The organism is Flavobacterium jejuense (assembly GCF_006491595.2).
Lineage (GTDB): Bacteria > Bacteroidota > Bacteroidia > Flavobacteriales > Flavobacteriaceae > Flavobacterium > Flavobacterium jejuense.
The window spans coordinates 225,578-238,167 of sequence record NZ_VEVQ02000007.1 but is presented as its reverse complement, the minus strand read 5'-3'; the positions used below and the strand labels follow the sequence as shown (position 1 = coordinate 238,167).

11 protein-coding genes are annotated in these 12,590 nt (G+C 31.8%); 7 read left to right on the top strand and 4 right to left on the bottom strand.

Annotation, left to right across the window (positions count from 1 at the left end; all coding sequences use genetic code 11):
• The gene (gene topA, locus FIA58_RS12635; protein WP_140962845.1) at positions 1-2,499 is read right to left on the bottom strand and encodes a type I DNA topoisomerase; all 2,499 of its coding nucleotides are present in this window, start codon (positions 2,497-2,499) and stop codon (positions 1-3) included.
• A gap of 255 nt (positions 2,500-2,754) precedes the next feature.
• Here topA and miaB point away from each other — a divergent pair, with 255 nt between their 5' ends.
• From miaB to groL, 7 genes are all read left to right on the top strand, one after another.
• Positions 2,755-4,206 carry a tRNA (N6-isopentenyl adenosine(37)-C2)-methylthiotransferase MiaB gene (gene miaB, locus FIA58_RS12630; RefSeq protein WP_140962844.1) on the top strand — a complete coding sequence of 484 codons (1,452 nt, stop codon included), beginning with the start codon at positions 2,755-2,757 and terminating at the stop codon, positions 4,204-4,206.
• 71 nt (positions 4,207-4,277) lie between these two features.
• Positions 4,278-5,549: a sigma-54 interaction domain-containing protein gene (locus FIA58_RS12625; RefSeq protein ID WP_140962843.1), complete on the top strand. Its 1,272-nt coding sequence runs from the start codon at positions 4,278-4,280 to the stop codon at positions 5,547-5,549.
• Positions 5,550-6,053 carry an LptE family protein gene (locus FIA58_RS12620; protein ID WP_140962842.1) on the top strand — a complete coding sequence of 168 codons (504 nt, stop codon included), beginning with the start codon at positions 5,550-5,552 and terminating at the stop codon, positions 6,051-6,053. It begins immediately after the preceding gene.
• A gap of 16 nt (positions 6,054-6,069) precedes the next feature.
• Entirely contained in the window at positions 6,070-6,888 is an 819-nt protein-coding gene (locus FIA58_RS12615) for a tetratricopeptide repeat protein (protein WP_140962841.1), read from the top strand.
• 3 nt (positions 6,889-6,891) lie between these two features.
• The gene (gene secG / locus FIA58_RS12610; RefSeq protein WP_208022805.1) at positions 6,892-7,254 is read left to right on the top strand and encodes a preprotein translocase subunit SecG; all 363 of its coding nucleotides are present in this window, start codon (positions 6,892-6,894) and stop codon (positions 7,252-7,254) included.
• 137 nt (positions 7,255-7,391) lie between these two features.
• Positions 7,392-7,667, top strand: coding sequence for a co-chaperone GroES (locus FIA58_RS12605; protein ID WP_140962839.1), 276 nt, complete (start codon positions 7,392-7,394; stop codon positions 7,665-7,667).
• A gap of 68 nt (positions 7,668-7,735) precedes the next feature.
• Positions 7,736-9,367: a chaperonin GroEL gene (gene groL / locus FIA58_RS12600; protein ID WP_140962838.1), complete on the top strand. Its 1,632-nt coding sequence runs from the start codon at positions 7,736-7,738 to the stop codon at positions 9,365-9,367.
• Between the two features lie 109 nt (positions 9,368-9,476).
• Here groL and FIA58_RS12595 read toward each other — a convergent pair whose 3' ends face one another.
• From FIA58_RS12595 to FIA58_RS12585, 3 genes are read right to left on the bottom strand one after another with little or no spacing between them, the layout of a single operon-like run.
• Entirely contained in the window at positions 9,477-9,818 is a 342-nt protein-coding gene (locus FIA58_RS12595) for a heavy-metal-associated domain-containing protein (protein ID WP_208022804.1), read from the bottom strand.
• Positions 9,819-9,875: 57 nt separating this feature from the next.
• Positions 9,876-12,116, bottom strand: coding sequence for a TonB-dependent receptor (locus tag FIA58_RS12590; RefSeq protein WP_140962836.1), 2,241 nt, complete (start codon positions 12,114-12,116; stop codon positions 9,876-9,878).
• 51 nt (positions 12,117-12,167) lie between these two features.
• Entirely contained in the window at positions 12,168-12,572 is a 405-nt protein-coding gene (locus FIA58_RS12585) for an HYC_CC_PP family protein (protein ID WP_140962835.1), read from the bottom strand.
• Positions 12,573-12,590: the final 18 nt, after the last annotated feature.

Sequence of the window (12,590 nt, the reverse complement as noted above, 5' to 3'; positions counted from 1 at the left end):
CTACTTCTTTTTAGATGTTGTCTTTTTTGTTGGTGTTTTTTTTGTAGTCTTCTTAGCAGGTGCTTTTGCTTCGATCATTTCTTTCGCTTTTTCTAAAGTTAATTTAGAAACATCAAAATCTTTACCTAATTCAATTTTTACCTTTCCTTTTAATATCACAGAACGTCCCCAACGCGCTTTTTCAACTCGAATTCCCTCTTCTTCCCAATTATGAACAAGCTTATCTTTCTCCTTTTGTAATTTATCTAAAATAAGCTCCTTAACATCTGCCTGTGATAAATTATCAAAATCATATTTTTTATTCACATTAATAAACATTCCATTCCATTTAAGAAACGGCCCAAAACGACCTACTCCTTTTTGAACTGGTAAACTATCATATGTAGCTATTGGAGCATCAGCTTCTTGCTTCTCTTTAATTAATTCAACAGCTCTATTTATAGTTACATCTAAAGGTTCTTCTCCTTTTGGCAAGGAAATAAATGTTTTTCCAAATCTTACATACGGTCCAAAACGACCATTATTAACTTCTACTTCTTCCCCTTCATACTGCCCTAATGATTTTGGCAACAAAAATAATGTCAGAGCATCTTCTAAAGTTATTGTTCCAATATTTTGCTCTGGTAGTAAACTTGCGAATTGTTTTTCTTCATCTTCTTGCTCTCCAATTTGAACCATTGGTCCAAATTTTCCTAATCGAACAGAAACTTGTCTTCCACTTTCTGGATGCTTACCAAGAATTCTCTCTCCAGTTTCTCTTTCTGCATTTTTCTCTACATCTACTACATTCGGATGAAAATGTTTGTAAAAATCATTCATCATTTTTACCCAATCTTCATTTCCAGAAGCAATTTCATCAAAATCTTGCTCCACTTTAGCTGTAAAATTATAATCCAAAATCGTTTTAAAATTGGCTACTAAAAAATCATTTACAATAATACCAATATCTGTTGGTACTAATTTTCCTTTATCAGAACCCGTATTTTCTGTTAAATCCTTTGAAATAACTTTACCTGCTTCTAAAACTAACTGGTTGTATTTTCTTTCTTGTCCTTCGAATGTTCCTTTCTCTACATAATTACGATTTATAATTGTTGAGATTGTAGGCGCATAAGTTGAAGGACGTCCTATTCCTAATTCTTCTAATTTTTTCACCAATGATGCTTCAGTGTAACGACTTGGTGGTCTTGAAAAACGTTCTGTAGCAGTTATGTAAGAATTTAATAATTTCTCACTTACCTTCATTGCTGGCAACATTCCTTCTTGTTCTTCCTCATCCTCATCATGACCTTCTAAATAAACTTTTAGAAAACCTTCAAACTTAATTACTTCACCAGTAGCGGTAAAAAGTTCATTATGATTATTCGCTTCTATTTTAACATTAGTACGCTCTAATTGCGCATCACTCATTTGTGAAGCCAAAGTTCTTTTCCAAATTAAATCATATAAACGCGCTTGATCTCTATCTATATCTACTGTGTGACGAGACATATCTGTAGGGCGAATAGCTTCATGGGCTTCTTGCGCTCCTTTAGATTTTGTATTGTAATTTCTAGGCTTACTAAATTCTTTACCATAATAACTTTCAATCTCTGCTTGTGCTGCTTGCATTGCTTCATTTGAAAGATTAACACTATCCGTTCTCATATAGGTGATCAAACCGGCTTCATACAAACGTTGTGCAATTTGCATTGTAATACCAACTGGCAAATACAACTTTCTAGCAGCTTCTTGTTGCAAGGTTGATGTTGTAAATGGCGCTGCAGGAGATTTTTTAGTTGGCTTAGTTTCTAAGTCTGCTACTTTATAAGAAGAACCGATATTTTTTTGCAGAAAATCTTCTGCTTCTTTTTTAGTAGAAAAATTTTTCGGCAACTTCGCTTTGAAAGATTTTCCAGCTTCATTAGTAAACTCAGCACTTATAGAATAAGATGCTTCAGAGTTAAAATTTTGAATTTCTCTTTCTTTCTCAACAATTAAACGAACCGAAACCGACTGTACACGACCAGCTGACAACCCTCCTTTTACTTTTTTCCAAAGGACTGGAGACAATTCATATCCTACTAATCGATCTAAAACCCTTCTTGCTTGTTGTGCATTTACTAGATTATAGTCAATACTTCTAGGGTTCTCTATTGCTTTTTGAATGGCTGTTTTTGTAATTTCATGAAAAACAATACGTTTTGTTTTTTCAGGTTTTAACTTTAATTCTTCAGACAAGTGCCAAGAAATAGCTTCCCCTTCACGATCCTCATCGGAAGCCAACCAAACCATATCGGCATTTTTAGCTAAAGATTTTAGTTTTGTCACTAAAGCCTTTTTATCACTCGACACCTCATACTTTGGCTTAAAACCATTTTCTACATCTACTCCAATTTCTTTAGAAGGTAAATCAGCAATATGCCCAAAACTGGACTCAACCTGATAGTCTTTTCCTAGAAATTTCTCGATAGTTTTTGCCTTTGCAGGTGACTCAACGATAACTAAATTCTTTGCCATTCTCAATTTTTATTTGGCACAAAAGTAGGAGTTTTTTTTAAATTTTAAGTTTTATACCTGTTTTTTAAAGAATTTATTCTCATAATCCACCTCTATAATCGTTTTTAATTCTCCTAAAAAGTAATTTTACTCCTTATATATAGTAACTGTAATATATTAATATTTGTTAAAGTACTTCTGACATCTTGTCATAATTTATAATTTAGTATTATCTTTGCAGATTGAAATTTGTATTGAAATTACAGAATACCTATTATGGAAAAGATAATTGAAGAAAACAAACAAGGAACTAGTCTTGTTTTAGAACAAAAAGAAGGAAACGCAAAAAAACTTTTTATAGAGAGTTATGGTTGTCAGATGAATTTTTCTGACAGTGAAATTGTAGCTTCAATATTAGTAAATCAAGGTTACAATACTACTCAGAATCTTGAAGAAGCTGATTTGGTATTGGTAAACACTTGTTCCATTCGTGATAAAGCAGAACAAACTATACGAAAACGTTTAGAAAAATACAATGCTGTTAAGAAAATCAACCCAAACATGAAAGTTGGAGTTCTTGGTTGTATGGCTGAACGTTTAAAAGATAAATTTTTAGAAGAAGAAAAAATCGTGGATATGGTTGTTGGCCCAGATGCCTACAAAGACATTCCGAATCTTCTAAAAGATGTTGAAGACGGTAGGGATGCTATCAATGTGATTTTATCTAAAGAAGAAACTTATGGAGATATTGCTCCAGTAAGACTAAATTCAAATGGAGTTACTGCATTTGTATCTATCACAAGAGGTTGTGACAATATGTGTACTTTTTGTGTTGTCCCTTTTACAAGAGGAAGAGAAAGAAGTCGCGAACCACAAAGCATTTTAGATGAAATTCAAGATTTATGGAATAGAGGTTTCAAAGAAGTTACTCTTTTAGGGCAAAATGTAGATAGTTACTTATGGTATGGTGGAGGATTGAAAAAAGATTTCGTAAAAGCTACCGATATGCAAAAAGCAACAGCAGTAGATTTTGCTCAACTTTTAAACCTATCTGCTACTCAATTTCCAAAAATGCGTTTCCGTTTTTCTACTTCAAATCCACAAGATATGCACGTAGAAGTGATTGAAGTAATGGCAAAGCATCATAATATTTGTAATTATATTCATCTACCCGTTCAATCTGGAAGTACTAGAATACTAAAAGAAATGAATCGTCAACATACTCGTGAAGAATACATGACTTTAATTGACAATATTAAAAGAATTATACCTGATATTTCTTTATCACAAGATATGATTACAGGCTTTCCAACAGAAACTGAAGAAGATCATTTAGACACACTTTCCTTAATGGAATATGTGAAATATGATTTTGGTTTCATGTTTGCTTATTCGGAAAGGCCAGGAACTATGGCTGCTCGAAAAATGGAAGACGATGTTCCTGACGATGTAAAAAAACGAAGATTAACTGAGATTGTTGACTTACAACAAGTTCATGCATTAGAAAAAACAAAGCGTTTTATAGGGCAAACAGTTGAAGTACTAGTTGAAAAAGATTCAAAGCGCTCTAGCGAACATTGGTCTGGAAGAAACTCTCAAAATACGGTAGTCGTTTTTGCAAAAGAAAATTACAAACCTGGTGATTTTGTAAATGTAAAAATCACAGACTGTACAGCAGCTACTTTAATAGGAGAAGCAGTAGGATACTCTGAAATAATGCAAAGTTAAAAATTGTTTAATATAGCTTAAAATTGTCCAGAAACACTTTTAAACTCTTAAACTCTTAAACAAATTAAGTAATGGAAACAGTACAAGCCATAAAACAACGATTTGAAATTATTGGAAATGACCCAAAATTAAATCGTTCAATAGAAAAAGCCATACAAGTTGCTCCTACTGACATTTCAGTTTTAGTTACTGGAGAAAGTGGTGTGGGAAAAGAAAGTATCCCAAAAATAATCCATTCGCTTTCACATAGAAAACATGGAAAATACATTGCGGTCAATTGTGGTGCTATTCCAGAAGGAACTATTGACAGTGAGCTTTTTGGTCATGAAAAAGGTTCTTTTACTGGAGCTACTTCTACACGGGAAGGTTATTTTGAAGTAGCTGATGGTGGAACTATTTTCTTAGATGAAGTGGGCGAATTACCTTTAACCACACAAGTAAGATTATTGCGTGTTCTTGAAAATGGTGAATTTATAAAAGTTGGTTCTTCTCAAGTCCAAAAAACCAATGTAAGAATAGTGGCTGCCACAAACGTAAACATGTTTGATGCTATAGAAAAAGGGAAATTTAGAGAAGATTTATACTATAGATTAAGTACCGTTGAAATCCAACTACCTCCATTAAGAGAGCGAAAAGATGACATTCATATTCTCTTTAGAAAATTTTCTTCTGATTTTGCCCATAAGTACAAAATGCCTCCCATTAAATTAGCAGATGAAGCTGTCAATTATTTAATTCGATATCGCTGGAGCGGAAACATTCGTCAATTAAGAAATATAGCTGAACAAGTATCTGTTTTAGAAACAAAACGAGAAATTAGTTTACCAACATTACAGCACTATTTACCTTCAGAAGGAAGCAATTTACCTTCTGTTATAAATACTAAAAAAAATGAGAATGATTTTAGTAATGAAAGAGAAATTTTATACAAAGTGCTTTTTGACATGAAAGCAGATCTAAATGATTTGAAAAAATTAACGCTTGAATTAATGCAAAATGGAACCTCAAAAGTTCAAGAAACTAATAAAAATTTAATTCAACGCATCTATGGTCAAAACGAAGATAATGTTATCTTTGATAAAGAATCAAAACCTGAAATTATTCCTGTTCAAAATCAAATACAACAAGAAACTTTTGAGAATCAGGATTTAGATGAAGATGAAGAAAACTATCTTTTTGCCGAAACCGTAGAGGAAGAAGAAACATTAAGTTTAGAGGCTAAAGAAATTGAACTAATCAAAAAATCTTTGGAACGAAATAAAGGAAAACGAAAAGCTGCTGCAGATGAATTAGGTATTTCCGAAAGAACCTTATATAGAAAAATTAAACAATACGATTTATAAATGAAATCTATTCTAAAAATACTATCTTTATTTTTATTATTTACAGTATGTAGCTGCAAGTATTATAATTTTACAGGAACCGGAAAAATAGATGCCGATACCTTTCAGGTAAACTACTTCCAAAACACTGCAGATCTTATAGAACCAGGAATTGAAAGAACGTTTACAATTACTTTACAGGAAATTTTACAAAATCAAACGAATTTAAATTTGGTTTCTCAAGGAGGAGACTTATTATACGAAGGAGAAATTACTGAATATCGCATTACACCTATGTCTGCTACCGCTGATCAAAGGGCTGCTCAAAACAGATTAACAATTTCTGTTTTAGTTCGATTTTCAAACAGAAAAAAAGAAGATGATGATTTTGAAAAACGTTTTTCATTTTATCATGATTATCCAGCCAACGAACAAATGACTGGTAGTAGGTTAACAACTGCTCTTGATGAAATTTTTGAAAGGATTACTCAAGATATCTTTAATGAATCATTAGCTAAATGGTAAAACATAAAAATTAAAATTGAACAAAACTGATTTAACATATCTTCTAAATAAACCTAATGCCATTAATGAAAAACAAACTATGGCATTAGAAATTATTTTACAACAGTTTCCCTTTTTTCAAAGTGTTAAAGCACTACACTTAAAAGGATTATATAATCAAGAAAGTTTTAGATACAACTACGAATTAAAAAAAACAGCAGCACACACAAATGACAGAAGCATTCTATTTGATTTCATTACTTCTGATAGTTTCACAACACTTCAAAAGAACACTATAAATGTTCAAGAAAAAACAATTAGCAACTTACCAGTTGTTGAGAGTCCTGTTGTTATTAATGAACCTCAGATAGAAACAAATAATGAAACTTTAGAATTAGAAACTAAAATAAAAGAAGAAAGAGAAGACATAATTACTATTGAAAAAAAATTAGAGATAGGGAAGCCTTTAGATTTCAATCAAAGCGAAAAACATTCCTTTCAAGAATGGCTTCAACTAACCAAATTTGCTCCTATTGAAAGGGAAAATAAAGAAAAAGAAGAAGTTAGAGATGATGAAAAATTAAAAAAAATAGATATTATTGATCGTTTCATAGAACTTAATCCAAAGATATCTCCTGTCAAAGAAGCTACTCCAGCACCTATAAACATTAGCAAAAGCAGTGAAGAGCCAACACATTTAATGACAGAAACACTTGCTAAAATCTACTTAGAACAAAAAAAATATCAGAAAGCAATTCAAGCTTATGATATTTTAATTTTGAAATATCCAGAAAAAAGTAGTTTCTTTGCAAACCGAATAAAAGATATAAAAAATTTACAACAAAATAATAATTAGATTATGGGATTCACAGGTTTTTTAATTGCAATAACAATTGTTTGCTTTTTATTAATTTTAGCCATTATGGTACAAAATCCTAAAGGAGGAGGTTTATCATCTTCTTTTGGTGGTTCACAACAATTAGGTGGTGTACAAAAAACAACAGACTTTTTAGACAAAAGTACTTGGACTTTAGGTGGAATTTTAATTGCACTTATCTTATTATCTACTTTAGCTTTCAGCGGAAGTGATGCAAGTGGATCAAAAGTTTTAGGAGATGACGAAGTAAAAGTTCCTACCACTCAAACTACAATCCCTACAACTCAAGACGCTACAAATACAGCAACAGAAGCTCCTGCAAAAACAGAGGAAGCTCCTAAATAATTATATAGCACATAAATTAATAAATGCCAGCCTGTCAGTGCTGGCATTTTTATTACAGTAAATTTGGCACAAAATCATTTTGGCACAATTTCTGAAAATTACAGTACCGAACAAATACTAATTAAAATTTACATAATATGTCATTAAACATTAAACCAATTTCAGATCGCGTAGTGATTGAGCCAATGGCTGCTGAGACTACAACAGCATCAGGAATTATTATTCCAGATACTGCAAAAGAAAAACCTCAAAAAGGAATTGTTGTAGCTGTAGGAAATGGAAAAAAAGACCATACCATGACTGTAAAAACGGGTGATGTTGTACTTTATGGAAAGTACTCTGGTACAGAATTCAAATATGAAGGTAAAGATTACCTTATAATGAAAGAAGATGAAATTTACGCGATTCTTTAGAAATCAAATTGTGAGTTAAAAAAACAAAATTAAACATTTAAACTTTAAACAATTTAAACAAAAACAAAATGGCAAAAGATATAAAATTTGATATAGAAGCACGTGACGGATTAAAACGTGGTGTAGATGCATTAGCTAATGCAGTTAAAGTAACTTTAGGTCCAAAAGGTAGAAATGTAATTATCTCTAAATCATTTGGAGGACCTACAGTAACTAAAGATGGTGTTTCTGTAGCCAAAGAAATTGAATTACAAGATCCATTAGAAAACATGGGGGCTCAAATGGTAAAAGAGGTAGCTTCAAAAACTAATGATTTAGCAGGAGACGGAACAACTACTGCAACTGTTTTAGCTCAAGCAATCGTAAAAGAAGGTCTTAAAAACGTAGCTTCTGGTGCAAATCCAATGGATTTAAAAAGAGGAATCGACAAAGCTGTAGAAGCTATTGTAGCAGATTTAGGAAAACAAACTGTTGCTGTAGGTGATTCTTCTGAAAAAATAAAACAAGTAGCCTCTATTTCAGCTAATAATGACGAAACTATTGGTGAATTAATCGCTACAGCTTTTGGAAAAGTTGGTAAAGAAGGTGTAATTACTGTGGAAGAAGCAAAAGGAACAGATACCTATGTAGATGTTGTAGAAGGAATGCAGTTTGACAGAGGGTATTTATCTCCTTATTTTGTTACCAATGCAGACAAAATGATTGCTGAATTAGAAAATCCTTACATTTTATTATACGATAAAAAGATTTCTAATCTTCAAGAATTGTTACCAATATTAGAACCTGTTGCACAATCTGGAAGACCTTTAGTTATTATTGCAGAAGATGTGGACGGGCAAGCATTAGCTACTTTGGTAGTAAATAAATTAAGAGGTGGATTAAAAATTGCAGCTGTAAAAGCTCCAGGTTTTGGAGACAGAAGAAAAGCAATGTTAGAAGATATTGCAATTTTAACAGGAGGAACTGTAATTGCGGAAGAAAGTGGTTTTGCTTTAGACAATGCTACTATTGAAATGTTAGGTACAGCAGAAACTGTTACTATCGACAAAGACAATACAACTATTGTTAATGGTGCAGGAAATGCTGAAAACATCAAAGCAAGAGTAAACCAAATCAAAGCTCAAATTGAAACTTCTACATCTGACTATGATAAAGAAAAATTACAAGAGCGTTTGGCTAAATTAGCTGGTGGTGTTGCTGTACTTTATGTAGGTGCCGCTTCTGAAGTAGAAATGAAAGAGAAAAAAGACCGTGTTGACGATGCTTTACATGCTACTCGTGCAGCTGTTGAAGAAGGAATAGTTGCTGGTGGTGGTGTGGCTTTAGTTAGAGCTAAAAATGTTTTAGCAAAACTTAAAGCAGAAAACGCAGATGAAGCAACTGGAATTCAGATTGTAAATAGAGCCATCGAAGCTCCATTAAGAACAATTGTTGAAAATGCTGGTGGTGAAGGTTCTGTTGTTATAGCTAAAGTATTAGACGGAAAAGGAGATTTTGGTTTTAATGCCAAAACAGGAGAATATGTTGAAATGCTTAAAGCAGGAATTATTGATCCTAAAAAAGTAACCCGTGTAGCTCTTGAAAACGCTGCTTCTGTTGCTGGAATGATTCTTACTACTGAATGTGCTTTGATTGACATTAAAGAAAACGAACCAGCAGGTCACAGCCATATGGGTGGTGGTATGCCAGGAATGATGTAATAAAGTACAAAGTACTACTTTGCAAGTATAAAAAAATCCGATTAGAAAAATTTCTAATCGGATTTTTTATTAACATTCGAATATTAAATCTCAGTTAAAAATCTTTTCTTTAAAGTCTTTCATACTGGCAACAACCATGAAGCTTTTCATAATCCTCGTCTGAAGCTTTTACTTTTCCTGCATCATGACCAGCTCTTGCAATTGCTTTTTGAATATCTGCAACTGAACATTTATTTTCATCAAAGATTAAATGCAAATCTTTATGATCAATATGCCAATCTGCACTTTTTACTCCTTTTACTGAAAAAGCCGCTTTTTCAATTCGCTTTTCACACATTTCACAATTTCCATTAACAGGAAACTCTACTCTCTTATTTTTATTTTTCTTTTCTTGAGAAAAACTAGCTAATGAGAAAAGACTTACTAGCAAAATCATCATTATTTTCTTCATTATATTTATTTTTAGGCCATTGGCTAATCCCGAGACTTCGAGAAAATGGCAAATTAATTATTTAATTTTAAATCGCAAACCTGCATAATACATTTGCCCAAAAACTGGGCCATAAATCATACTACTATCAAAATAGCCTCCAAATGGATTATCTACACTTACAATTGCATTTTCTTGCTTATAATTACCCATATTTTCTCCACCTACATAAACTTCAAAAACACTAGAAAAAGTTCTTGTTATCTGCGCATTTATTATTCCAAATGAAGGAGCATATTCTTTCAATTTATATTGAGGCAAATTACTAGCTGTATTGGGTAACCTTTGTTGTCCTAACCAATTATAAGTGACGTCAAATTTCCATTGTTGTCCTTTTTCCTTAATATGAGTTTCAAAGGAAGCATTTGCAAAAAATCGGTGTTTTGCTTGTAAAGCTCTTTGCAACTGACCTGTTTTGTATTGCGATTGCACATCGTAAAACTTATAAGCTGACTTGATATTAAAATGCTTAAAAGGTTCAATAGTAAACTCAACTTGAAAAGAATTTGCAAAACTATTCCCTTCTAAATTATAAAACAAAACTTGTTGCGGACTGAAATCAACATCAACTACAGCTTGATTCTGAAAATCTGTTCTGTAATAATCTAATATTACTTCTGATTCAGCACCAAAAAGTTTAAACGACTGAATAAAACTTAATCCATAATTCCATGCAATTTCAGGGTTTAACCCGTATAATTTTCCGTCAGTATTAAGAATTGAAAAACTTCTACTTGAGGCAAATAATTGTTGGTTTTCTGCAAAAATATTAGCTGCTCTTTTCCCTCTTCCTACAGAAGCTCTCACAACAGCATCTTTCCATGGATTATATCTCAAATGCATTCTTGGAGTCAAAAAAGTACCCAATCTATTATGGTTATCTATACGGGCACCTGCAACCAAACTAAAATTATCTAAATTATCATAAGTATACTCAAAAAATGCTCCCACCGAATTATCTATTCTTGAGAAATCTTTTGCAAAGTTTAGAGCTACCATTTCATCATATTGATCGTAAGCAAAATTTAATCCTGTGGTAAATTTGTTCTTCGTATTAGATATTATTGAGTTGAATAATAAATTCGAATAGTAACTTTTTTGATGAATGTCATATTGGTTTAAACCAAAATAAGAATCTTGTTGATGTGATTGAAACGAATTTTGAAAACCTATACTTTGATATGGCATATCTGGAAAAACATAACCCGTTTTGTTAGATATTTCTATTTTCTCAGTATTAATTTCACTTCCCCAAGCATTTGTAGTCAATCTATCTGAATCAGGATTAAAAGAAGTTTGTCCCGATTGCTTTTCGTCTTTCATATAACGTACATTCAAGAAACTAACAATTCCATTGTCTGCATCATTATATTGCCAACGATTTAAAATATTAATTTGTTTACCAATGGGATTATCTAAAAAACCATCATGATTCATATCATTTTTAACCTGTCTTGTATTTCCATGCAAAAACAAAGTTGAACTCAATTTATCAGAATATTTTTGATTAAAGTGTGTATTTAATTCAAATCTTCCACCCATTCCAGCATAAGCATTTAAGAAAAAAGGAATGTCATTTAAAGGCTTTAAGATCTCATAATTAATTTGTCCTGAAATACTTTCATACCCATTAATAACACTTCCTGCCCCTTTCGTTATCTGAATACTTTCTACCCAAGTTCCAGGAACAAAAGACAATCCATAAGCTTGAGAAGCTCCTCTTACAGAAGGAATATTTTCTTCTGCGATTAATATATAAGGACTTGTCAAACCTAGCATTTTGATTTGTTTATTTCCAGTAACAGCATCAGAGTAACTTACATCTATGGAAGGATTGGTACTAAAACTTTCTGAAATATTACAACAAGCAGCCTTCAACAATTCTTTTTGCCCCATAGTTTGCACATTGGTAACTTGAAACTTAGAATGTTCCGTACTTTTTTTAGTTTTAGAAACCGTTACTTCTGCTAAGCTTGTTACTGCTTCCAACTTAATAGTGATAAATTCAGTTGAAGTAATTTCTATCTTTTTTGTTTTATAACCAATATAACTCACTATCAAATTAATTGACTCTTCCATTTTCTTTAGAGAAAATTTCCCATCAATATCTGATGTAGTTCCTGTGGAAGTATTTTGCCAAAAAACATTGGCACCTAAAAGAGGTTCGTTATTTTCATCTACTATTTTTCCGTTAATTACTTCTTGTGCATAGTTCACAGAAGTAAACAACAATAGCAATAACGCTATTTTTTTATACATAAATTATTTTTTAATGTTTTTAAAATTCGAAATCGGAATAACATTAAAAAATTATGCGTAGAATATTAATTGACAATATAATTTATAAAAAGGAGGTGCATTGGAATCGCAATAAAAATCAAGAAAGTCATTCTCAATAGTCTTTTCACAAATAGGAAAGTCTAAACTATAATTTGCAACTAAAATAGAACAATCTAAATGAAACTGAAAAGAAGTAACTAAAGCTTTATCAGATTCCTTTTCAACCTTAACAATCTTGTTTGAACAACATTCCGAATGTTTATTAACAACCTCACAACAAGAATTTTGTTTTTTGATACAAGCTTCTTCAAATTGATAATCAACAGAGATTGCAGATAATTCATCATGACAATAATGCACATTAAAAGCCAAGCCTAAATTTGAAAATAGGACAAAAACAGCTAATAATAAAGAAGTGCTCTTTCTAAATGACATGTTGCAAAGTTACTAATA

Excerpts from the sequence above, each read along its gene's own strand:
- topA (WP_140962845.1), bottom strand. The coding sequence starts at position 2,499 with ATGGCAAAGAATTTAGTTATCGTTGAGTCACCTGCAAAGGCAAAAACT.
- miaB (WP_140962844.1), top strand. The coding sequence starts at position 2,755 with ATGGAAAAGATAATTGAAGAAAACAAACAAGGAACTAGTCTTGTTTTA.
- FIA58_RS12625 (WP_140962843.1), top strand. The coding sequence starts at position 4,278 with ATGGAAACAGTACAAGCCATAAAACAACGATTTGAAATTATTGGAAAT.
- FIA58_RS12620 (WP_140962842.1), top strand. The coding sequence starts at position 5,550 with ATGAAATCTATTCTAAAAATACTATCTTTATTTTTATTATTTACAGTA.
- secG (WP_208022805.1), top strand. The coding sequence starts at position 6,892 with ATGGGATTCACAGGTTTTTTAATTGCAATAACAATTGTTTGCTTTTTA.
- FIA58_RS12605 (WP_140962839.1), top strand. The coding sequence starts at position 7,392 with ATGTCATTAAACATTAAACCAATTTCAGATCGCGTAGTGATTGAGCCA.
- groL (WP_140962838.1), top strand. The coding sequence starts at position 7,736 with ATGGCAAAAGATATAAAATTTGATATAGAAGCACGTGACGGATTAAAA.
- FIA58_RS12595 (WP_208022804.1), bottom strand. The coding sequence starts at position 9,818 with ATGAAGAAAATAATGATGATTTTGCTAGTAAGTCTTTTCTCATTAGCT.
- FIA58_RS12590 (WP_140962836.1), bottom strand. The coding sequence starts at position 12,116 with ATGTATAAAAAAATAGCGTTATTGCTATTGTTGTTTACTTCTGTGAAC.
- FIA58_RS12585 (WP_140962835.1), bottom strand. The coding sequence starts at position 12,572 with ATGTCATTTAGAAAGAGCACTTCTTTATTATTAGCTGTTTTTGTCCTA.